This window comes from Kribbella pratensis (assembly GCF_004366075.1).
Lineage (GTDB): Bacteria > Actinomycetota > Actinomycetes > Propionibacteriales > Kribbellaceae > Kribbella > Kribbella pratensis.
On the sequence record NZ_SODU01000001.1, the window covers coordinates 1,735,826 to 1,757,021 of the forward strand.

General features: G+C 67.5%; 24 protein-coding genes and 1 other RNA gene. 15 read left to right on the plus strand and 10 right to left on the minus strand.

Annotation, left to right across the window (positions count from 1 at the left end; translation table 11 throughout):
* Positions 1 to 81: 81 nt before the first annotated feature.
* The 3 genes from EV137_RS08270 to EV137_RS08280 all read left to right on the plus strand — a co-directional run bounded on the left by EV137_RS08270 (position 82) and on the right by EV137_RS08280 (position 1,704).
* On the plus strand, positions 82 to 576 hold the full coding sequence (locus EV137_RS08270; protein WP_133999500.1) for a hypothetical protein: 495 nt from the start codon (positions 82 to 84) through the stop codon (positions 574 to 576).
* Positions 577 to 661: 85 nt separating this feature from the next.
* The gene (locus EV137_RS08275) at positions 662 to 1,159 is read left to right on the plus strand and encodes a SigE family RNA polymerase sigma factor (protein WP_134127577.1); all 498 of its coding nucleotides are present in this window, start codon (positions 662 to 664) and stop codon (positions 1,157 to 1,159) included.
* Positions 1,156 to 1,704 (plus strand): hypothetical protein, encoded by a 549-nt coding sequence (locus EV137_RS08280; protein ID WP_134127579.1) that lies wholly within the window; start codon positions 1,156 to 1,158, stop codon positions 1,702 to 1,704. The genes EV137_RS08275 and EV137_RS08280 overlap by 4 nt, the downstream gene beginning before the upstream one ends.
* Positions 1,705 to 1,713: 9 nt before the next feature.
* Here the strand turns inward: EV137_RS08280 and glnA are convergent, their stop codons facing one another.
* Positions 1,714 to 3,054, minus strand: coding sequence for a type I glutamate--ammonia ligase (gene glnA, locus EV137_RS08285; RefSeq protein WP_131342556.1), 1,341 nt, complete (start codon positions 3,052 to 3,054; stop codon positions 1,714 to 1,716).
* A 155-nt stretch (positions 3,055 to 3,209) separates the two neighbouring features.
* Between glnA and EV137_RS08290 the strand changes: the two genes are divergently transcribed.
* Positions 3,210 to 3,617, plus strand: a complete 408-nt coding sequence (locus tag EV137_RS08290) for a hypothetical protein (protein ID WP_133999509.1) — start codon at positions 3,210 to 3,212, stop codon at positions 3,615 to 3,617.
* On the opposite strand, the gene EV137_RS08295 is transcribed toward EV137_RS08290, so the two are convergent.
* A complete protein-coding gene (locus EV137_RS08295; RefSeq protein ID WP_134127581.1) occupies positions 3,543 to 4,451 on the minus strand; it encodes an HTTM domain-containing protein in 909 nt (302 codons plus the stop codon). The genes EV137_RS08290 and EV137_RS08295 overlap by 75 nt on opposite strands.
* 76 nt (positions 4,452 to 4,527) lie before the next feature.
* Positions 4,528 to 4,998, minus strand: coding sequence for a hypothetical protein (locus EV137_RS08300; RefSeq protein WP_238175168.1), 471 nt, complete (start codon positions 4,996 to 4,998; stop codon positions 4,528 to 4,530).
* 89 nt (positions 4,999 to 5,087) lie between these two features.
* Between EV137_RS08300 and EV137_RS08305 the strand changes: the two genes are divergently transcribed.
* Positions 5,088 to 5,720: a peptidoglycan recognition protein family protein gene (locus tag EV137_RS08305; protein ID WP_202870840.1), complete on the plus strand. Its 633-nt coding sequence runs from the start codon at positions 5,088 to 5,090 to the stop codon at positions 5,718 to 5,720.
* On the opposite strand, the gene EV137_RS08310 is transcribed toward EV137_RS08305, so the two are convergent.
* Positions 5,666 to 6,850 (minus strand): DUF418 domain-containing protein, encoded by a 1,185-nt coding sequence (locus tag EV137_RS08310; protein ID WP_134127585.1) that lies wholly within the window; start codon positions 6,848 to 6,850, stop codon positions 5,666 to 5,668. The genes EV137_RS08305 and EV137_RS08310 overlap by 55 nt on opposite strands.
* Before the next feature lie 103 nt (positions 6,851 to 6,953).
* On the opposite strand from EV137_RS08310, the gene EV137_RS08315 reads away from it, so the two are divergent.
* The 4 genes from EV137_RS08315 (at position 6,954) to EV137_RS08330 (ending at position 13,538) form a co-directional block, all read left to right on the plus strand.
* Entirely contained in the window at positions 6,954 to 7,475 is a 522-nt protein-coding gene (locus EV137_RS08315; RefSeq protein ID WP_166679797.1) for a P-loop nucleotide/nucleoside kinase family protein, read from the plus strand.
* A 94-nt stretch (positions 7,476 to 7,569) separates the two neighbouring features.
* Positions 7,570 to 9,300 (plus strand): NAD+ synthase, encoded by a 1,731-nt coding sequence (locus tag EV137_RS08320; RefSeq protein ID WP_238175169.1) that lies wholly within the window; start codon positions 7,570 to 7,572, stop codon positions 9,298 to 9,300.
* A 170-nt stretch (positions 9,301 to 9,470) separates the two neighbouring features.
* Entirely contained in the window at positions 9,471 to 11,834 is a 2,364-nt protein-coding gene (gene panB / locus EV137_RS41905; protein WP_311136372.1) for a 3-methyl-2-oxobutanoate hydroxymethyltransferase, read from the plus strand.
* Positions 11,835 to 11,939: 105 nt separating this feature from the next.
* Complete coding sequence (locus tag EV137_RS08330) at positions 11,940 to 13,538, plus strand: alpha/beta hydrolase (protein ID WP_202870841.1); 1,599 nt, start codon at positions 11,940 to 11,942, stop codon at positions 13,536 to 13,538.
* On the opposite strand, the gene EV137_RS08335 is transcribed toward EV137_RS08330, so the two are convergent.
* Positions 13,518 to 14,417 carry an aldo/keto reductase gene (locus EV137_RS08335; RefSeq protein ID WP_134127591.1) on the minus strand — a complete coding sequence of 300 codons (900 nt, stop codon included), beginning with the start codon at positions 14,415 to 14,417 and terminating at the stop codon, positions 13,518 to 13,520. The two genes, EV137_RS08330 and EV137_RS08335, sit on opposite strands and share 21 nt — an antisense overlap.
* 89 nt (positions 14,418 to 14,506) lie before the next feature.
* Between EV137_RS08335 and EV137_RS08340 the strand changes: the two genes are divergently transcribed.
* The gene (locus tag EV137_RS08340; RefSeq protein ID WP_133999534.1) at positions 14,507 to 15,016 is read left to right on the plus strand and encodes an NUDIX hydrolase; all 510 of its coding nucleotides are present in this window, start codon (positions 14,507 to 14,509) and stop codon (positions 15,014 to 15,016) included.
* Position 15,017: 1 nt separating this feature from the next.
* On the opposite strand, the gene EV137_RS40445 is transcribed toward EV137_RS08340, so the two are convergent.
* Together EV137_RS40445 and EV137_RS08345 are read right to left on the minus strand one after the other, a co-directional pair.
* Positions 15,018 to 15,194 carry a hypothetical protein gene (locus EV137_RS40445; RefSeq protein WP_166658443.1) on the minus strand — a complete coding sequence of 59 codons (177 nt, stop codon included), beginning with the start codon at positions 15,192 to 15,194 and terminating at the stop codon, positions 15,018 to 15,020.
* A 63-nt stretch (positions 15,195 to 15,257) separates the two neighbouring features.
* Positions 15,258 to 16,004, minus strand: a complete 747-nt coding sequence (locus EV137_RS08345) for a helical backbone metal receptor (RefSeq protein ID WP_134127593.1) — start codon at positions 16,002 to 16,004, stop codon at positions 15,258 to 15,260.
* Between the two features lie 295 nt (positions 16,005 to 16,299).
* Between EV137_RS08345 and EV137_RS08350 the strand changes: the two genes are divergently transcribed.
* On the plus strand, positions 16,300 to 16,905 hold the full coding sequence (locus EV137_RS08350) for a histone H1-like repetitive region-containing protein (RefSeq protein WP_202870842.1): 606 nt from the start codon (positions 16,300 to 16,302) through the stop codon (positions 16,903 to 16,905).
* Between the two features lie 76 nt (positions 16,906 to 16,981).
* Here the strand turns inward: EV137_RS08350 and EV137_RS08355 are convergent, their stop codons facing one another.
* Complete coding sequence (locus EV137_RS08355; RefSeq protein WP_133999543.1) at positions 16,982 to 17,170, minus strand: hypothetical protein; 189 nt, start codon at positions 17,168 to 17,170, stop codon at positions 16,982 to 16,984.
* A 53-nt stretch (positions 17,171 to 17,223) separates the two neighbouring features.
* Here EV137_RS08355 and map point away from each other — a divergent pair, with 53 nt between their 5' ends.
* Both map and EV137_RS08365 read left to right on the plus strand, forming a co-directional pair.
* Positions 17,224 to 18,072 (plus strand): type I methionyl aminopeptidase, encoded by an 849-nt coding sequence (map, locus tag EV137_RS08360; protein WP_133999546.1) that lies wholly within the window; start codon positions 17,224 to 17,226, stop codon positions 18,070 to 18,072.
* The gene (locus tag EV137_RS08365) at positions 18,069 to 18,452 is read left to right on the plus strand and encodes a GNAT family N-acetyltransferase (RefSeq protein ID WP_133999549.1); all 384 of its coding nucleotides are present in this window, start codon (positions 18,069 to 18,071) and stop codon (positions 18,450 to 18,452) included. Before map ends, EV137_RS08365 begins: the two co-directional genes overlap by 4 nt.
* Here the strand turns inward: EV137_RS08365 and EV137_RS08370 are convergent.
* Together EV137_RS08370 and EV137_RS08375 are read right to left on the minus strand one after the other, a co-directional pair.
* Positions 18,440 to 18,895 (minus strand): GNAT family N-acetyltransferase, encoded by a 456-nt coding sequence (locus EV137_RS08370; RefSeq protein WP_134127595.1) that lies wholly within the window; start codon positions 18,893 to 18,895, stop codon positions 18,440 to 18,442. The two genes, EV137_RS08365 and EV137_RS08370, sit on opposite strands and share 13 nt — an antisense overlap.
* Positions 18,892 to 20,361 (minus strand): S10 family peptidase, encoded by a 1,470-nt coding sequence (locus EV137_RS08375; RefSeq protein ID WP_134127597.1) that lies wholly within the window; start codon positions 20,359 to 20,361, stop codon positions 18,892 to 18,894. Before EV137_RS08375 ends, EV137_RS08370 begins: the two co-directional genes overlap by 4 nt.
* A gap of 44 nt (positions 20,362 to 20,405) precedes the next feature.
* Between EV137_RS08375 and EV137_RS08380 the strand changes: the two genes are divergently transcribed.
* Both EV137_RS08380 and rnpB read left to right on the plus strand, forming a co-directional pair.
* On the plus strand, positions 20,406 to 20,774 hold the full coding sequence (locus EV137_RS08380; protein WP_134127599.1) for a DUF952 domain-containing protein: 369 nt from the start codon (positions 20,406 to 20,408) through the stop codon (positions 20,772 to 20,774).
* A 10-nt stretch (positions 20,775 to 20,784) separates the two neighbouring features.
* Positions 20,785 to 21,183: RNase P RNA component class A (gene rnpB / locus EV137_RS08385), an RNA gene on the plus strand.
* Positions 21,184 to 21,196 lie beyond the last annotated feature (13 nt).

Here is a 21,196-nt window from a genome sequence, read left to right on the forward strand (position 1 = left end):
TCGGCTGGATCGCGGAGGGATTGCGGGGAATACACGGTGTCGTGTAGCGAATTCGCTCAGTAGTCGGCATGATGGCTGTCCATGGTGATGATGACGGGGACGCTCGCCGTGCGCGGCACGGTGGTGTGGTTGACACCCCAGCAGGGCGGACGAGTCTCCGGCCCGCCGGAGCCGGACTACGACTACGACTACACGGCGACCGCGTACCTCCCGCCCCGCACGCCCGAGGACGGCCAGGCCGGCATCGCGCTGCGGCACTTCTCGCCGGGCGCCTGGCGGACGCCGGCCGACGGAATTCTCGTTCCTGCCAAGGGAAATCGGGCCCAGCAGGTGATCCCCGGCTGCATCGTGATCATCACCGAAGGCGTCCGCCCCGTGGGACTGCTGACCGTCGAAGAGGTCAACGCCCTGGCCCCCGACGGCACTCCGGTCCCCACGAGGGCCCCGTCACTCGAGGCTGCCGTCGAGGCCACCCCGGTCAGCACCGACCCGCCGTACCGGCACTCCACCGCGGCCGCCCGCTGGGCCTCCCAGCACGCGTCCGACGACTCCCCCACCCAGCCCGCGGGAGTCTGAGCACGCCCTCGGTTTGTGCTGACGGACCCCCAACGTCGCCGTCCGGTTGTTCGTCTATACCGGTAAGAGGACGGACGGTGGTGTGGTGGCTGACTGGGAACATGCGTTCCGGGCGTTACTGGCTACGCGCGGCAGTGCACTGCGTAGCTATGCCTATCTGCTGACCGGTGACCCGGCAGCAGCCGGCGACCTGGTGCAGGAAGCGCTTACGCGGGTGTTCGGCCGCCGCCGCATCGGCGAGGACATCGATCAACTCGAGGCGTACGTCCGGCGCGCGATGCTGAACCAGTACGTCGACGGCCGCCGGCGACTCGCGCGGTGGAACGCGACCCGCCATCTACTGGTCGACGTGCCACACCACGACGACGACCGCGTTGCCGTGGCAGACGAGGTCCGCAGGGCGCTGGGCACCCTGTCGCCGAGGCAGCGGGCGTGCGTTGTCCTGCGGTACTACGAAGACCTGACCGTTGCCGAGGTCGCGGCCGAGCTCGGCTGTGCCGAGGGCACCGTGAAACGTCACCTGGCCGACGCCCGGGCGAAGCTCGCCCCGCAGCTCGGCGTCACCGAGGGGAGTGCCCCATGACCGACCTTCGAGAACTGCTCCGGGCCAGCGCCGCCGAAGGAAGCGAGGCCGTTGACCTTGCCGAGGACCTGGTGGCCGAGCGCATCCGGCACCGCCGGATCCGCAACAGGCGACTCGCGGTCGCGGGTACGGCGCTCGGCGCCGCCGCGGTGATCGCCGGGACCGCGTGGATCGTCCGCCCCGGCGACGGACAACCGCCGGCAGCAAGTGGGCCGGCCCCTCGAATCGTCAGGTCCGACTTTGACAATCCCAGTGGAATGGAGGCACTCTTCCGCACCACCTTGACCGTCGACGCGAACGGGTGCGTCCAGGCCGGCCCGGACCGTCCCGCGGTGACCCTCGTGTGGCCCCGCGGGTACACCGTGCGCGGTGATGCGAAGTCCTTCGAAATCCTCGACCCAGCGAACAACGTCGTCGCGCGGTCGGGCGTACCCCTCGATATCGGCGGTGGCGGCGCCGACAGTTTCAAGGACACCTGGACGGGACGGGACTGTAGGAACGGCCGCGCGGTGTGGATGGTCGGTCACGTCGGACCCACGCGATAGGCCGTCGTACTAGAGGACCGGGAGCAGCTTGTTCAGCTCGAAGGGGGTGACCTGGCGGCGGTAGTCCTGCCATTCGGCGCGCTTGTTGCGGAGGAAGAAGTCGAAGACGTGCTCGCCGAGGGTCTCGGCGACCAGTTCGCTGTCCTCCATCGCGCTGATGGCTTCGGCGAGGCTGCCCGGCAGCGGCTTGATGCCGAGCGCTTTGCGTTCGCGCGGCGTCAGGGACCAGATGTCTTCCTCGACCTCTACCGGCAGCTCGTAGCCTTCCTCGATGCCCTTGAGGCCGGCGGCGAGCATCAGCGCGAAGGCGAGGTACGGGTTCGCGGCCGAGTCGAGCGACCGGAACTCGACCCGGCTCGACTGGCCCTTGTGCGGCTTGTACATCGGCACCCGCACGAGCGCGGACCGGTTGTTGTGACCCCACGAGACGAACGACGGCGCCTCGTCCCCGACCGCGAGCCGCTTGTACGAGTTCACCCACTGGTTCGTCACCGCGGTGATCTCGGCTGCGTGCTGCAACAGTCCGGCGATGAACGCCCGCCCGGTCTTCGACAGCTGGTACTGCGCGCCGCCCTCGAAGAAGGCGTTGCGGTCACCCTCGAACAGCGACATGTGGGTGTGCATGCCTGACCCGGGCTGGTCCGACAACGGCTTCGGCATGAACGACGCGTAGATCCCCTGCGAGAGCGCCACCTCCTTCACCACGACGCGGAACGTCATGATGTTGTCGGCGGTCGAGAGCGCGTCGGCGTACCGCAGGTCGATCTCCTGCTGCCCCGGGCCGCCCTCGTGGTGGCTGAACTCGACCGAGATCCCCATCGACTCCAGCATCGTGATCGCCTCGCGGCGGAAGTCGTTGCCGATGCCCTGCGGCGTGTGGTCGAAGTACCCGGACGAGTCGACCGGCTCCGGCGTCGTACCGGGTGCGCCGGTGAGCGACTTGAACAGGTAGAACTCGATCTCCGGGTGCGTGTAGAACGTGAACCCGAGATCGGCGGCCTTCGACAGGGTGCGCTTCAGCACGTGCCGCGGGTCGGCGAACGACGCCGAGCCGTCGGGCATGTTGATGTCACAGAACATCCGTGCGGTGCCCATCGTCTCGCCCCGCCAGGGCAGGATCTGGAACGTCGACGGGTCCGGCTTGGCCAGCATGTCGGCCTCGGTCACCCGGGCGAAGCCCTCGATCGCCGACCCGTCGAACCCGAGTCCCTCCGCGAAGGCGCTCTCCAGCTCCGCCGGCGCGACCGCGACCGACTTCAGGAACCCGAGCACGTCGGTGAACCAGAGCCGCACGAAACGTACGTCACGCTCCTCCAGCGCGCGCAGTACGAACTCCTGCTGCTTGTCCATCAGTCCACCTCTCACCGGAACATCTGTCAGGCACATCTCTCGGGCACATCTGTCAGGCACATCTCTGGGTCTCTCACAGTGTGCCCCGCCCTTGTTAAGCAGACGTTACGTGGCTGGGCGGACATGACCGCATTCAGGGCCTAGCGTGTCTGTTTGTGCAGACGATCTTCCACGCCGCCCTGATCGTGGCCGCGATCCTCTGCCTCAGCGACCTGATCGTCAGTACCGCTCGCTTCGCGCAGTCGCTGCGGCGTAAGCGACATGCCGAGCGGGACGTGCTCGGGCGCCGCTGGCTGCCGATCCCGGAGCTCGGGTTCGGGATGTGCGCGTTCTGCTGCCCGGGCCTGGTCACGCTCGGGCTGACGCATCACAACGCCGACAACCTGCCGACCCTCCAGATCCTGCTCGCCGCCCTGGTCTTCGGGTACGCCGGCGCCGTGCTGTCCAGGGTCGTCCGTACCCCGGGCCCCGGCGGCCGCCGGTTCAAGCTACGCGCCGGCCTGCTGCTCGGCCTGCCGGCCGTGTTCGGCCTGGTCTTCGGCCTCTCCGGTATCGCGGTCTGAACGGCGCGCCTGGAACCACGGCGCGATGCGCTCGAGTGGCGCGAACGCGAGCCAGCAGACGACGGTCGGCAGGAAGTGGATCAGCAGGATCGCGGTGTTCGCCGCATGGAACCCGAGGAAGAACAGCGCCCCGAACAGCTGCCAGCGCCCCTTGAGCCACAGGATCACCGGCGAACAGAACTCCCCGATGATGCCGACCCACTGCATCACGTGCAGCACCCACGGGTAGTGCAGCAGCCACTCCCCGACCGGGTGCGGCCGCCGCACGATCGCCCAGGTCAGTACGGCGCTGCCGGGCCAGCTCAGCGCCCATCCGGCACTGCGCAGTTTCGCGACCGCGGACAGGAAGTACGTCGCGATCACGCAGATCTGGATGCACCGGATCGCCCAGCCGGCCGCTTCCGACCGAGTTTGATCGCTGTACGACGTGATGCCCCGGCTGTCCGCCTTCACGGTCGGCAGCACCCAGAGCGCGATCACCAGCGCGAGGTGATCGTGGTCGACCTTGCCGTCGCTCATGCCGATCAGCACCCACCAGGTGAACGCCGGCGCGACGATCCAGCCGGCCACCCGGGGGAAGTAGTTCGTCGCCCCGATCAGGCACGCGACGATCAGGACGACGTACAGGACTGTGGTGTTCGCGACCGACGGTTTGGGCAGGTCGAAGAGGCGGGCGAGGAGCAACGGCTGGTACAGCCCGGGGTGCTCGCCCTTGTCGCGGGTGTCGCGGACGAACGCGTGCATGTCGAGGATGACGAACAGGTACAGGATCGTCCGCAACCAGGCGATCCGCGCCAGCGCGATCGTCGGCGTGAACCAGTTCGCGATGCTCATCCACGTCCTCGCTTCGCTCCGGGCGCGGCTGAGACACGAGGCCCGCTGTGCTTGATGATGAACTCGCTTCGCTCGTTCATCGGCGTACCTCCCAGGTCGCGAGCACCTGGGACGTCGGCGGTCCTTCGACCCGGCCCTTCACCAACTGGGTCGTGTCGCGGATCAGTTCGAGCTTCACGTACTTCGGCTGGTCAGGATGCTTCCGCGCCCACCCGTCCGCGACCTGCTGCAATAACGACGGGTCCTTCACGATCTCCCCGGACCGCGCCTCGATCTCGGCGCGGGCCACCCCGGCGCCTTCGATGTTCAGCGGTACGTCGACCGTCGTGCCGGCGTCCGTCACCGCGCTGACCCGGGTGTAGTCGATCTTGGCGTCGTCCGGGACCGACATCGCGTACTGCGACATCGGACCGAACGGCCAGGCGTCGTCACTGGCGCGCACCGACCCGTTGATCAGCAGGCCGATCCCGGCGACCGCGACGAGCACCCGCACCGCCTTACCGACCCGCCCGACCCGCACCACTTCCGGCGCCTGACTCTGTGTCACCACGTCATTAGATCATTCCGGTTTGGCGGTCTCGTTCGTAGGGGATTTTCTATAACATGACCGCCCCAGAAAATTTCCAACGTGCCCGGGTGTCCCGGCGTACCGTCCTCGGCGCTACCGCCGGCGGCGTACTGCTCGGCGGCATCACCCTCCCGACAGCAGCGCACGCCGCCCCCGCGCCGCGCTGCTACACGCGCACCGAATGGTCGGCGCGCCCGCCCAGGTCCGCGACGCAGGTGATCGGCAAGCCCGATCACATCGTCATCCACCACACCGCGAGCCCGAACGTCACCGACTACTCGCTCGCCGCGGCGTACAAGGTCCAGCACTGGATCCAGGACCTGCACATGGACACCAACGGCTGGATCGACATCGGCAACCAGCTCACGATCAGCCGCGGTGGGTTCCTGATGGAGGGCCGCAGCAAGTCGCTGTCGTCGATCAACAACGGGCAGAACGTGCTCGGCGCGCAGACCGCGAACAACAACAGCCACACGATCGGCATCGAGCACGAAGGCATCTACGTGAGCGAGAACGTTCCGGTCGCGCTGTTCGACATGTCGGCGCTGACGTGCGCGTGGTTGTGTACGAAGTACGGCCTGGACCCGCAGGTCGCGATCGTCGGGCACCGCGACTACAACACGACACAGTGCCCGGGCGACGTGTTCTACGCGCGCCTCCCGGAGCTACGCGATCGCGTCTCCGAGATCGTCCTGGGCTGATATGTGATCCGTCGGATCAGGAGCTCGAACGGCCCGCGGTAGCCGGCGCTTCGCATCCGGTCGGCGAGCAGTACGGTCGCCAGCCAGGTCGCGACCGCGAGCAGAGCTGTCGTGGTCGTGGTGAGTGTGTCCGACAGGTCGAGCAGGTACGGCGTGAAGACGACGGCCCAGACGACGGACTGGGCCAGGTAGCACGTCAACGATCGTTGTCCGACAGCGGCGATCGCCACGGTCACAGGACCCTGGCGATCGCCCATCCGGTGTGCGATCAGGACGATGAGAGCGGCGTACCCGAATCCGCCGAAGACGCCGGTTGCGTCGTGCAACGGTCCGAGGACCGTCACCGCCTGGTCGCTCGGCCGGGTGAGTACGCCGCCGACGACGAGCGAGACCGGGAGCGCGCCGAGGATCGCGATCGTGAGACCGAGCAGGGCCGTCGTACGGAGCAGGGTGAGGTGCTCGGCCGAGCGTTCGAGGATCCGGCGGCGCCCCGCCCACAGGCCGATCAGGAACGGCGTGACGAAGCCGATCCAGCCGAGGCCGGCGATGAACGGCTGCACGACCAACCGGTCGGGGAACTGGCCGAGAAAGGATGCCGGGAGCATCGAAGGATCCGGGCCTTCGGTGGGGCCTGCGAGGGAATCGCCGCTGGGCAGTGCGGTGAGGACGAGGACAGCAGTGGCGACGAGGAACAGCCAACGGTCCTTCCAGCGCAGGGCCCAGACGCCGAGGAACAGGAGTACGCCGTACGCCGCGAGGATGTCGCCGATGTAGAGCAGCATCGCGTGCAGGAATCCGAGCACGATCAGGACGAGGCTGCGCCGCCACAGCAACTTGCGGATCGGCCACCACTCGTTGCCGGATTCGCGTTGCCGGCGGACGATCTGCGCGACGCCGTACCCGAAGAGCACGCCGAACATCGGGAAGGCGCGACCGTCGACGAAGGTCGCGATCAGTAGGCCGAGCCCGTGGTCGACGGGCGATCCGGCGGTCGGGAATCCGCCGAAGTACTCGCGGCCGCCGATGAAGTAGTGCGAGTTCGCCAACGCGATGAAGAGCAGCATGAAGCCGCGGGCGAGGTCCGGGCCCAAGGCGCGTTCGCTGAGTCCGGTCGGTCCGCCTTGGGTCATGGTTCCCAGTCAATCCATGCGGCGCCGGCGGTACATCCGACGAAAGTCCCTGCCGAGTGAACCTTCGTCGCTGTTCGATGGTTGCACGGCTACCGTCATCACGGTGAAGCAGATCATCGCGTTCACCGGCCTGCCGGGAACCGGGAAGTCGACGCTGGCCGAACAGCTGGCCACCGAAACCGGAGTCCCGGCTTTCGCCGGCGACTGGTTGCTCGGAGCTCTCAGACCGCACGGCGTCCTCGCCGGCCTCGACCGTGCGGCCTTCCTGGCGATGTACTACGACCTCCTGGGGACCCTCGTCGAACGGCAGTTGATGCTCGGGCAGTCCGCGATCGTGGACTGCTTGGTCAACTCCGAAATCGCGGAGCGGTGGGGCGAACTGGCCGCGAGGTACGACGGGCGGTTGCGGATCGTGGAGTGTGTCTGCAGCGATGAAGGTGAGCACCGCCGGCGCCTGGAGGGACGACGGCGGGGCATCCCCGGATGGCACGAGGTGGGGTGGGATCACGTGCTGCGGATGCGGAGTGAGTACCCCCAGTTGGATGGTGAGCGGCTGACCGTGGACGCCATGGAGACGGTGGACGGGAACCTCGATCGGGTGCGGAGTTTCCTTCGGCATTGGTAAGAGGTTGGCGATGGGCGTGGGGTCGGCCCGGGGGAACCAGTAATGTGCTCTCGTGCCTCAGCTTCGGGTAGCGCTTGCTCAACTCAATGTGACCGTGGGTGACATCGACGGGAATACCGACAAGATCGTCGCGTGGACCCGGAACGCGGTCGAGCGAGGTGCGCACGTGGTCGCGTTCCCGGAGCTCGGGCTGACCGGTTACCCGGTGGAGGACCTCGCGCTGCGCGCGTCGTTCGTGGACGCCTCGCAGCACCGGATCCACTCCCTCGCGAAGCGGCTCGCCGACGAAGGACTCGGCGACATCGTGGTGATCTGCGGCTACCTCGACCGGGCCGGCGGTACGGCGATGGGTATCGACCGCCTCGGCCGCCCGAAGGGCTCCCCCACCAACGCCGCCGCCGTCATCCACCAGGGCCGCGTCGTCACGAGCGCCGTGAAGCACCACCTGCCGAACTACGGCGTCTTCGACGAGTTCCGGCACTTCGTCCCCGGCAACACGTTGCAGGTCGTCCGCATCCACGGCGTCGACGTCGCCCTCGTGATCTGCGAGGACCTCTGGCAGGACGGCGGACCCGTCGCGGTCACCCGCGAGGCCGGTGCCGGTCTCCTGCTCGTCGTCAACAGTTCGCCGTACGAGGCCAACAAGGACGACGTCCGCGGTGATCTCGTACGGCGCCGTGCCCGCGAAGCCGGCTGCGCACTCGCGTACGTGAACCTCGTCGGCGGACAGGACGAACTCGTGTTCGACGGCGACTCGCTGATCGCCGACGCGGACGGCGAGATCTTCGCCCGCGCACCGCAGTTCGAGCAGGGCAGCATGGTCGTCGACCTCGACCTCCCGGCCGCCTCGGGTACGCCGTCCGGCACCCACGAAGGCATCGAGATCGTGCACACCGTCCTCCACGAGGACGAGCTCGCGCCGTACGAGGCGATCCCGGCGAACATCGCGCCGCGGCTGTCCGACGAGGCCGAGATGTACGGCGCGATCGTCACCGGCCTGCGCGACTACGTGCAGAAGAACGGCTTCAAGTCCGTGCTGCTCGGGCTGTCCGGCGGTATCGACTCCTCGCTGGTCGCCGCGATCGCCTGCGACGCGATCGGCGCCGAGCACGTGTTCGGGATCTCGAACCCGAGCGTGTACTCCAGTGACCATTCCAAGGACGACGCCGCCGACCTCGCCGCGCGCACCGGCCTGAACTACCGCGTCGTACCGATCCAGCCGATGGTGCAGCCGTTCCTGGACACGCTCGGCCTGACCGGGCTCGCCGAGGAGAATTTGCAGGCACGGGTCCGCGCGGTGATCTGGATGGGGCTGTCGAACGCCGACGGCCACCTGGTGCTTGCCTGCGGCAACAAGTCGGAACTGTCCGTCGGCTACTCGACGATCTACGGCGACGCGGTCGGCGGGTACGCGCCGCTGAAGGACGTCCCGAAGACGGTCGTCTGGCGGCTGGCGAAATGGCGGAACGCGGACGCGAAGGCTCGCGGCCAGCAGCCGCCCATCCCGGCGAACTCGATCGCCAAGCCGCCGTCGGCCGAACTCAGTCCCGGCCAGATGGACAGCGACTCCCTGCCGGCCTACGACCTGCTCGACGACATGCTGGACGATTACGTCGAGCAGGACGGTGGCAGTGCGGAACTGGTCGCCGCCGGGTTCGACACCGGACTGGTCACCAAGGTGATCCAGCTCGTCGACCGAGCCGAGTACAAGCGCCGGCAGTACCCGCCGGGCCCGAAGATCACGCACAAGGCCTTCGGGCGGGACCGCCGGCTGCCGATCACCAATGCATGGCGTGAGGACGCACGAAAGGCGGCCGAGCACTGAGCGACTCCTGGCGGTACCGCCCATCCCAGCCCGACCCCTGGACCCAGGAGAGGTCGTGGGACTCCACCGAGGAGACCCACGACCGCTCCGGTCTGCCCAAGGACGATGTGAGCGATCGCTCACCCACAGGCGGTGGCGCTCACCCTCCGTATCGATGGGACGATGACGGCATGGTTGACAATTTCCTGTCGGCCGGTACCCAGGGTGACGACGAGGAGTCGCCCTCGCCGTACGGGACCGGACCGGCGAACCGGGCAACCGAGGAACACCGCCGCTCGGACTACGACAACGACACCTGGCGGGACCGCGGTCTCGACCCGTCACCGTCACTGCCGAACGCGCCGCGGACGTACGAGCGCGGGCCGGTCCCGCAGCAGCCGTATGTCCCGAAACCGCCGTACCTGCCCAGTGCGCCACCTCCGTCGCAGCAGCCACCGCGGGTGGAGCAGTCGGAGCGCGTGGACCGGCGGGAGTACTACGGGGAGTCGCGGGAGGACTCGTACGGGCGGGAGCACCAGGAGCAGAACCCGTTCCGGCCGCAGCAGCCTCCGCAGGCATCGCCGCAGGGGCGGCCTAGTCCGTTCGGGCCCGGGTCTGGGAGTAGCGGTGGGTCAGGTGCGGCACAGCCGCGGCCGGCTCAGCCGCCGGTGCCTCCGTCTCCGACGCCTCAGGCTCAGGGTGGAAGCGGTACGCCGCAACGTCCGCCGCAGGCGTCCAACGGCAGCACGAACTGGAGCAGTCCCGCACCACAACCCAGCCCGTTCGTCCCACAGCCACCGGCCGCGAACAACGGCACCAGCAACGGGCTGAGCAACGGACTCAGTAGCCATGGGTCGAGCAACGGTTTGAGCAATGGGTTGGGTTCGCAGCAGCCGCCGCGACCTCCGCAGCGCCTCCAGCCACCGGACGCGCCCCGGGCCCAGGAGCCCGGCCGCGGCCAGGAACCACCCCGCCGTTACGAGCCAGGCCCCGGCCCCGAACCGGTATGGGGCCACGACCGCATCCCCGAGCCCACCCGAGCACCTGAGCCGACCCGCCCAGCCGAGCCGCTCCGCTCACCCGAGCCCGACGACGCTCGCCGCCAAGAAGAAGCAGTCCGGCAAGAGCCGGCCCGTCAGCTGGAAGACACCCAGCGACGCGAGGACGCTGAACGCCGCCTGGAAGCTTTGCGGCGTCAGGACGCTGAGCAACGCGAAGCAGCTCGGCGACGCGAAGAGGCCCGACAGCGCGCGGAGGCTGAGCGGCGACAGGGTGGTGAAGAGACGCGGCCTCAGGAGATTCGGCTTCGGTCGGGTGGGCAGTCGCAGGAAGCGGCTCCTGGTGTACGCAGCGGGTATCTCTCGGACCCGAGTGCCGAGTACGAGAGCACCGACGAGCCTGCTGGTACGCCGGCCGGCGAGCAACCGCGCGTACCTGGCGCAGCACGCCCGCTAGGCGCCCGCCGGCGTGCGGACGTCCAGCAGGATGCCCCCAGCCAGGTCTCCCCGGAACAAGCCACCTCACACCGAGCCGGCCGCCGCGCCCAACCGATCCAGGACAGTGCGGTCTCGGCTGGTGCAGCCGTCGGCAAAGTGTCCGCGGGCAACGGAGCAGGTGCTTCAGCGAGTGGTGCGTCAGCAGCCGGTTCGCCTGTGGTGGCGAGTGTTGCGCCGGGTGGTGAGGCGGAGGTTTCGCCGTACGGCGGAGGTGCAGGCAAGCCGTCCGGTGAAGGCGCGGCGGCCGGCAACGGGGTGAAGCGACCGCGGCGGTACCGGATTCATCATCTGCGGGACTTCAAGAGCCGTGGTGAGAAGTGGGCGATGCTGACGGCGTACGACCAGTACACCGCCGAGATCTTCGACCAGGCCGGCATCCCGGTCCTGCTCGTCGGTGACTCCGCCGCGAACAACGTGTTCGGCTACGACACGACGCTGCGGGTGACGGTCGACGAGCTCATCCCGTTGGCGCGTGCGGTCGCCGGTGCGGTCGAGCATTCGCTGGTCGTCGCGGACCTGCCGTTCGGGTCCTACCAGGCGTCGCCGGAGCAGGCGTTCCACACGGCAGTGCGGTTCATGAAGGAAGCCGGCGTCCACGCGGTGAAGCTCGAGGGCGGGCGGACCGTGGTACCGATGGTCGAGAAGCTCACGCAGTCCGGCATCCCGGTGATGGCGCATATCGGTTTCACCCCGCAGAGCGAGCACAGTATCGGCGGGTACCGCGTCCAGGGCCGGGGCGATCAGGCAGCCGGTCTGATCGACGACGCCGTGGCGCTCGCCGAGGCCGGTGCGTTCTCGGTGGTGCTGGAGATGGTGCCGGGCGACGTCGCCGCGGAGATCACCAAGCGCATCCCGATCCCGACGATCGGCATCGGCGCCGGCCGCGACACCGACGCCCAGGTGCTGGTGTGGCAGGACATGGCCGGCCTCCGCTCCGGCACCATGCCCCGCTTCGTCAAGCAGTACGCCGACCTGCGCGGCATCCTCACCAACGCCGCCACGACGTACGCCTCCGAGGTCGCCTCCGGCGCATTCCCGGGAGACGAACACACCTTCTGACGCAACTCTCCGTACCTTCCTGGTAGCTGTCCGGAAACGGACGGCGAACCCTTGTCGGGCCGATTCCGTCGGTTCACGATGTTTGCGGCAAAGGGGAGGCTGTTGATGATCCGTCGATTCGTTGTTGCCGTAGGGATTTCGTTCGCGCTGGTCGCCGGCGCGCTGGCATCGATTCCGGCTGCGAGCGCCGTACAAGCTCGCCCGAAACCGGCGAGCTACACACCGCCGCCGGTGCAGTGGGGTACGTGTACCGATCCGCGACTGGCCGCGCGCAAAGCGGAGTGCGGGTACGTCGTCGTACCGCTCGACTACACCCGTCCGAACGGGACGAAGATCCAGCTGGCCGTGTCGCGCATCAAGCACAAGACACCGGACGCGCAGGCGCAGGGCCCGATGCTGGTGAACCCGGGCGGACCGGGCGGCTCGGGTCTGATCTACGCGGTGTTCGGTGAGTTCGTCCCGAACGGCGCCGGCGACGCGTACGACTGGATCGGGTTCGACCCGCGCGGTGTCGGCTCGAGCAAGCCGGCGCTGAGCTGCATCCCGGACTACGCCGGCTACAACCGCCCGCTCTACGTCCCGGTGACGCGACAGATCGAGCAGGTGTGGCTGCAGCGCTCCAAGGCATACGCCGCCGCATGTGACAACGCGCAGCACGCGCTGCTCAGGCACCTCACCACGCTCGACTCGGTCCGCGACATGGAGAGCATCCGGATGGCGCTCGGAGCTCCGCAGATCAACTACTACGGGTTCTCCTACGGCACGTACCTCGGCCAGGTGTACGGAACGCTGTACCCGAACCGCTTCCGCCGCGTCATCTTCGACGGCGTCGTGAACGCGACCCGCGTCTGGTACGACGCCAACCTCGACCAGGACTTCGCGTTCAACAAGAGCGTCAAGGTGTTCTTCGCGTACGTCGCAGCGCACAACTCCGTCTGGCATCTCGGCACCACGGAGCGCGCAGTCGAACTGCGGTACTACGCCGAACTGCGCAAACTCATCGGCCATCCCGCCGACGGCAAGATCGGGCCGGACGAGTGGAACGACATCTTCACCCAGGCCGCGTACTACGTGTACGGCTGGGTGGACGTAGCGAGTGCCTTCGCCGCATGGGTCCACGACCACAACGCCGCGCCGCTGGTCGACCTGTACGGCGGTCCGCCGTTCGACGACAACGGGTACGCCGTCTACCTCGGGGTGTCCTGCACCGACGCCAAGTGGCCGACCAACTGGCAGACGTGGCGGCGTGACAACTGGAGCATCTACGCGAAGGCGCCGTTCCTCACGTGGAACAACGCCTGGTTCAACGCACCATGCGCGTTCTGGCCCGCGAAGGCCGGTCACCCGGTGAAGGTCGACGGCAGCCGGGTCCAGAGTGTCTTGATGATCAACGAGACGCTCGACGCGGCAACGCCGTACTCGGGCGCGCTGCAGACCCGCAAGACGTTCCCGAACTCGGTCCTGATCGAAGGTGTCGGCGGAACCACGCACGCGGGCTCGTTGTCCGGCGTGACGTGCACCGACGACCGCATCGTCGCGTACCTGCAGACGGGCGCGTTACCGCCGAGGGTGTCGGGCAATCGTTCCGATGTGCGGTGCCCGCCGGTTCCGGCGCCACAGCCCGAGGCAGCGATGGCAGCTGCGACGGCGAAATCTGGCGCGATGCGTCAGGCCCTCAGGCCGTCAAATCCATGGGAGCGCTGACCGTTCGGTCCAGTACTCCTCGGGTTGTTGCGCGAACTCGGTGAGCGGGCCGTCGGTGCGGTAAGCGAGGTTGCTGGCCAGTTGGGCCGTCGTGGTTGCTCCGCTGAGGACCACGTCGGCCCACGGCTGAGCGACGGCCGCGCCGATAGCCAACGCGTCAGGTGCGACGCCGTGCTGGTGGGCGAACTCGTTGAACGGCGTCTCGCCGGCGCGGGACGTGAGGCGGCCGTTGGCGACGGCCTCCTTGACGACGACGAACCAGCCGGCGTCGTGCGCCTCCGCGAGTGCGGGGCCGACTGACGTCTCCAGGACGTTCCAGGTGGCTTGTACGGCGGAGAACGGCGTACCGGAGCACAACGCCTTGCGCAGTGTCTCGGCCTGTCGTGGACCGCTGGTGGAGAGCCCGACGCGGACGCCGGAGTCCGCGAGTTCGCGCAGCCGATCCAGCAAGCGCTTGTCCTCGAGCGCGGGGCTGTCGGACGTCAGGCTGTGCACGAGGTAGAAGTCCGGCAGTCCGCCAAGCGCTTGCAGGGTCTCCGGCCATTGGCGCTCGAAGGTCGCGAGGCTGTGGTCCTTCACCTCGTGCGTTTCCACGTCATGCCGCCAGTCGGCGACGTACGTGTATCCCCATTTCGATCCGACGGTCATCGCGGTACGGCGTTCTGGTGTGATCCACTCCCCGAGGAACTGCTCGGCAAGACCGTACGAACGCGCGGCGTCGAAGTACCGAACTCCTGCCTGCCAGGCCTGCTCCAGGAGTTCGTGCGTCCGCACCCGCAGATCCTCGACCGCACGTCGCGGCGGCAGGTCCTCGTCGTGCCCGAGATTGATGTACCCGGGACGCCCGAGCGCTGCCAGTCCGAGACCGATGCTTGCCATGCCTCCGATCGTAGGTGTCCACAGCAACCATGTGAGACGCGCCGCAGCACCCGACACGGAACATGCACTGTCCTCTAGCGTTTTGTGGTGTGAGCGAATCCCAGTTGCCACCACCAGGAACGGTCCGGCCCTCTGTACGACACCGTACGACGGCCCGCGTGCTGCCGGTGCGTCCGGACGGCAAGGTGCTGCTGCTGCACGGCTGGGATCCGCTGAAGCCGCAGACGCCGTACTGGTTCACGATCGGCGGCGGCGTCGAATCCGGTGAGACGGTCGCGGAAGCGGCCGGCCGCGAACTGCGCGAGGAGGTCGGCATCGTGCTGCCGATCGACGCACTCGGCACACCGGTCGCGACGAACACGATCGAGTTCGAGTGGGGCGGGTGCCGGATCGTCCAGCACCAGACGTTCTTCGCGGTCGCGGTGGACCGCGTCGACGTGACGTTCGCGAACCAGGAGGAGCTGGAGCTGCAGACCATCAGCGCCCACGGCTGGTGGTACGGCGACGACCTCGAGGCGACCGGTCAGGCCGCGCACGCCACGATCCCCGGAATGCTCCGGCGAGCGGCCGACGTGATCACACTGCGCCGCGCCTCCTGAATCAGCGCTTGCGGGCCTGTTTGAGGACCTTCTTCGGGATCTTCTTGTCCACCTCGTAGTGCACGCGATCGAGCCGCTCGGCGCAGCCTGCCTTGGACAGGCGCAGCAGGACAACCGGGCACTTCTTGCACCTCGGCTTGTCCTTGCAGCACTTCTTCTTCGCGGTCATCGACGGCACGCAGGGAGCGTAGGTGAGGCATGCCTAACCCGTCCAGAGCTCGTGCGGTGATCGTGGCGGACGTCACGCCAGCTGTTCGCTGAGCAGATCGCGCGCTTCGACGAGTGACGGTCCGTACCAGGTCAGGTGCCGCCCGGATACGCAGTGCGCGGGTTTCGTGAACGCTTCCGGGCCGTCGCCGGGTGAAAACGGATAAGGCTCGTCCGGCAGTACGACGACGTCGTGGTCCGGCAACGCATCCGGGTCGATCCGCGGATAACGTTCACTCGATTCTCCGAGCACGTTGTCGATGCCGATCCTCGACAACAGATCGCCCGCGAAGGTGTCCCGGCCGAGCGCCATCCAGGGCCGACGCCAGATCGGTATCACGGCCCGCCGGCGCATTCCGGCGTACGGCGTACTCCACACCTCGCGCGCATCGTGCAACCACTGCGGTTCGCTGCCGATGATCGCGGACAGCAGGCGGCGCAGCGAGTCGAGTGATTCGGGCACCGTCGTCGGTGCGGTCACCCAGACCGCGATTCCACTCGTTCGCAACGCGTCGAGATCGGCTGCGCGATTCTCCTCGGCGTTCGCGACGACCACGTCCGGTGCGAGTTCACGGATGCGATCGAGGTCGGGATTCTTGGTCCCGCGAAGACGTACGACGTCGAGGTCCGCGGGATGCGTGCACCAGTCGGTCGCACCAACGATTTCGGCCGGATGCGTGACCGCGATCGACTCCGTCAACGACGGCACGATGCTCACCACACGACCCACCTCGCCGGGTAGTTCGACGACGTTGCGCAGGTCGTCGTACGCACTCTTCATCTGCTCGTTGCACCTCACGTTCGCAGGACGTTGCCGAGGACAACACTCGTCGATCGGGGCGTTTGAGGCCCAGATTGTGCGCGTGTCGCCAAGAATTTATTCAGCCTGTCCGGCATGCTCGGGGCGCGGCGGAATCCCTTCTGCACAAGGATTCTCGGCAATTGCCTGCCGGTACGCCGCCACTTCTCCTTAACCTGCGGACGTTTCCGGTGCTTTACGTAGCGCACAAGTGTTGTCATCATCATGACGACGAGGAATCCACCGTGGTTTTCCTCAGCCGCACCAAGGAGGCAGAGTGCCAGCCAAGAAGGCAGCCGCAGGGAAGGCGACAGCCAAAAAGGCTTCTCCCGCCAAGAAGACTGTCGCGAAGAAGGCCAGCGCCGCGAAGACGACCACCGCGCGCAAGGTCAGCGCAGCAAAGAAGACAGCGACGAAGAAGGTGAGTGCGGCCAAGAAGACCGCCGCCAAGAAGACGGTGGCGAAGAAGGCGCCGGCCAAGAAGACCACCGCCAAGAAGGCCCCCGCGAAGAAGGTCGCGGCCAAGAAGGCTCCGGTGAAGAAGGTCACGGCCAAGAAGACCGTCGCGAAGAAGGCGCCGGCGAAGCGCACGACGACCGCTGCGAAGAAGACGACGGCGGCGGCGAAGAAGACGACGGCCAAGAAGACGACGGCCGCGAAGAAGACCGTCGCCAAGAAGGCTCCGGCCAGGAAGGTCGCCGCCAAGAAGGCGCCGGCCCGCAAGGTCGCCGCGAAGAAGGCACCCGCGAAGCGCGTCGCCGCCAAGAAGGCTCCGGCTCGGACCGCGGCGAAGAAGTCCGCGGTGAAGAAGACCGCTGCGAAGAAGGCGCCGGCGCGCAAGGCTCCGGCCCGGAAGACCGCGGCCAAGCGGGTCGCCCGCTGACCCGACGTCGGTAACAGCCGAGGGGCACCACTTCATCGTGAAGTGGTGCCCCTCGGCACGTCGTCGGAGCCGGACGTCAGTCGTCGTCCCACTTCGGGTCGTTGTCCCAGGCCTCGTTGCGTTCCTGGGCCTTCTCCAGGGCGCGGGCGGCCTCTTCGGGCGAGCTGTACGGACCGAGCCGGTCGCCCGACTTCGCGCCCTGGTACGGCTCGACCTTGCCGGTCTTGGTGTTGTAGTACCACTCGTTGCTGTGATCGTCACTCATCTGGATGACCACCTCCTGGGAGTCTTGTCGCAGCTCTCTAGAATGATCTCACCATGTCGATCCTTACCCCTGGCGTCATTTCGCCGCGCCGCGACGTACCCGCTTCCATTCCGCGTCCGGAGTACGTCGGCAAGCCGGCGCCGACGCCGTACGACGGGTCGTATGTGACGTCGCCCGAGCTGGTCGAGAAGATGCGCGTCGCGGGCAAGCTGGCCGCGCAGGCATTGCAGGCCGTCGGTGCTGCGGCGAAGCCGGGCGTGACGACGGACGAGCTCGACAGGGTCGGCCACGAGTACCTGGTGGAGCGCGGCGCGTACCCGTCGACGCTCGGCTACCGCGGCTACCCGAAGTCGCTGTGCACGTCGGTGAACGAGGTGATCTGCCACGGCATCCCCGACGACCGTCCGCTCGAGAACGGCGACATCGTCAACGTCGACATCACGGCGTACCTGGACGGCGTCCACGGCGACACCAACGCGACCTTCCTGGTCGGTGACGTCGACGAAGAGAGCAGGCTGCTCGTCGAGCGCACTCTCGAGGCGCTCAACCGCGGCATCAAGGCAGTCAAGCCCGGTCGTCAGGTGAGCATCATCGGCCGCGTGATCGAGTCGTACGCGAAGCGGTTCGGGTACGGCGTCGTACGCGACTTCACCGGACACGGCATCTCGACGTCGTTCCACTCCGGCCTGATCATCCCGCACTACGACGACGAACGTTTCGACGACGTGATCGAGCCCGGCATGACGTTCACGATCGAGCCGATGCTGACGCTCGGCACGTACGAGTACGACCTGTGGGACGACGGCTGGACCGCCACTACGAAGGACAAGTCGCGTACGGCGCAGTTCGAGCACACCTTGCTGGTCACCGACACCGGCGCCGAAGTACTCACCCTGCCATGACCGTCACGCAGTACCAGGAGACCCACCTACCGGGCATCCTCGCAATCTGCGAAGCCGAGAACTGGCCAAGCCTCCCCGCCGACCCGGCCCGCGCGCACGCGGTCTTCACCGCTCCAGGCGTGACGACCGTCGTCGCACTCGACGGCGAGCGGGTCATCGGCTTCGCGTACCTACAGAGCGACGGCCACATCCAGGCCCACCTCTCCCAGATGGCCGTCCACCGCGCCTACCGCCGCAAGGGCATCGGGCGGGCGTTGCTGGAGTACGCCGCACCCCTGACCGGCGCCCAACGCATAGACCTGGTCACCGACACCGCCGAACCCTTCTACCAGTCCTTCGAACACAAGCCGTTCAACGGCTTCCGCATCTACCCTTCCTGAAAGCCGAGCGACTTGTAGAGCGTCACCGCGGGCGTGTTGTTCTCGTCGGCGCGTAGTGCGACGCTGACGTCTGCGCACTCGCTCAGTAGGAGCTTGGCGATCCCTCGACGGCGATGGGATCGGGCCGTGAACAGCTCGATGATGAACGGGCAGTCCGGGGTGTCCGGCCACGGTGCGCGCTCCACGACGAGCAACGCGCCGACCAGTTGATCGCCGTTCCAGGCCAGGCGGCTCAGGTTCGGCGCGAGGACGCCGTACTCCCCCGCGAACGTGAGCTCGATGTCCTCGAGCGCTTCGAGTTCCGTTGCTGCGGCGACGCCCGCGTCGTACGCCTCGAAGTACAGCTTGCCGAGTGGGAGTGCGTCCTCGACCGCCGGTGGACGCAGTACGACGCCTGGGACTGCCGGCGTCTGTACTGCGTCTGCGCGGCGGATCAGGATCATCGGTTGGAGGATGCGGTGATGAACGTGCCGAGGTCCGTGGACTGTTGGATGCGGGATTGTTCGTGGATGTACATCATGTGGCCGGCTGGGTAGTACTTCGTTTCGATGTTGGCGGTCAGTTCGGCCGGGATCTGGAGGCGGGCGAGCGTGTGCTCGGTGGCGAAGTACGGCGTCGCGCCGTCGTAGTGCCCGGAGGCGACGTGCACCTTCAGGTGCGGGTTGACGCGCATCGCCTCGGCGAGTTTCTCCGCGACCGAGATCTGCTGGCCCTCGAACTCCTTGAACGACCAGTTCTTCGCGGCATCCATGTTGATGACCTCGTACGGCAGATCGTTCTCATAGCCGAGCTCGACGCGGATGTAGTGGTTGAGCGCCGCGGAGTACGGCCCGGTGATCGCGTTCATCGACGGGTCGCGGTCCGGAGCCTCCAAGCCGTAGTCGGGGTTCCATCCGGTGAAGCGACCGTCGAGACGTCCGACCGTTTGGCGGCGGGAGCGCAACAGCTCACCGAAGAACCGCGTGTGCTCGATCCGCAGGTTGACCCGGTCGATGTAGTCCTCGCTCAACCCGGTCAGCGAGGCCAGCCTGGCGACCACCTCGGCGCGGTAGTCCGCGGGGATTCGGTTGCCCTGGGCAAGTGCATTCGGGTACCGGCCGGCCGCGAACCGTTCCGCGTCCGCAAGCACCTCCTCCAGCGACTGATCCGGAACGAGACCGTGATAGTGCGCAATCGCGGCGTACGACGGAAGGAACAACGTGTACGCCAGGTCATTGCCCGGCGTGAAGTCGAGCGTCCCGAACTCCAGCACCATCGAGATCAGCATGACGCCGTTGAGGTACATCCCGTACCGCTGCTGCAGATGCGCGGCCAGCCCGGCGGCGCGCGTCGTACCGTAGGACTCGCCGGCCAGGAATTTCGGCGACATCCAGCGCCCGTTCCGCGACGTCCACAGCCGGATCACTTCACCGACCGACTCCAGGTCGCGCGTGAACCCGTGGTAGTCCCCGGGCTTCTCCCCCTCCGCGGCCCGCGAGAACCCGGTCGACACCGGGTCGATGAACACCACGTCGCTGTACTTCAGCAACGTCTCCGCGTTGTCGACGATCGAGTACGGCGGGGGCGCGAGCTCACCCACGTCACCCGAAACCACGCGGCGCGGACCGAGCAGACCGAGGTGCAACCAGATGCTCGACGACCCCGGCCCGCCGTTGAACGCGAACGTCACCGGACGGTCCTGGGCATCCGCGTCGTCCAGCGTGTACGCCGTGATGAACACCTCGGCCTTCGGCTTCAGCCCGTCGAACTTGCCGTCGGTGACCACCTCCTCGCGGAGCACGATCCGTCCGGTGGTCGCCGTGTACCGCAACTCCTGCCCGTCGACGGTCAGCCTGTGCTGCGTCGTCACCAGGTCGTCGACCGGCTTCGCTGGCTTCGTCTCGGTCTCGCTCTGGTCGTCGTTGGCCATGTCGAGCACCTTAATCCACGGCTGCAACCACTAGCGTTGGGTTTATGGCGACGATTCTGCACATCGCTTTCGTGGAGCAGTGGGAGGCCGCGCACGAGGCCGGGAGCTACCGGTGGTCGACGCGCGGCAAGAGCCTCGACGACGGAGCGACGTTCATCCACGCATCCCGTCCCCACCAGGTCGCGATGGTCGCGAACTTCGCGTACGACGACGTGGACGAGCCACTGTGCCTGCTGGTGATCGACACCGCCCGGCTGGTGTCCGCGCTCTGCGACGAGGACCTGGACGGGACCGGGATGAGTTTCCCGCACATCTACGGGCCGCTGAACCTGGACGCGGTGGTCGACGTCCGCCCGTACCGCCGGGGTCCGGACGGCCTGTGGCCCGAGGTGACCGCCGAGGCCGTATCCTGATCGTACGGAACGGGTCGGTCGGGCGATCGCGTCGTCCTTTGCAGAGGACGCCGAGGAAAGTCCGGACTCCACAGGGCAGCGTGGTGGGTAACGCCCACCCGGGGTAACCCGCGGGACAGTGCCACAGAGAACAGACCGCCAGCGGCTCCGACGAACCCCGTGGTTCGCCGGAGTGCGGGTGAGGGTGAAACGGTGGTGTAAGAGACCACCAGCTCCGCAGGTGACTGCGGAGGCTAGGTAAACCCCACGTGGAGCAAGGCCAAGAAGGGCGGTGGGAAACCACCACCCGCGCGAGCGTCCGAGGGCGGCCCGCCCGAGCTCGCGGGTAGGCCGCTAGAGGTGCCCGGCAACGGCCACCGTAGATGGATGATCGCCACCACAGAATCCGGCTTACAGACCGACCCGTTCCCTCCCGGCAATTC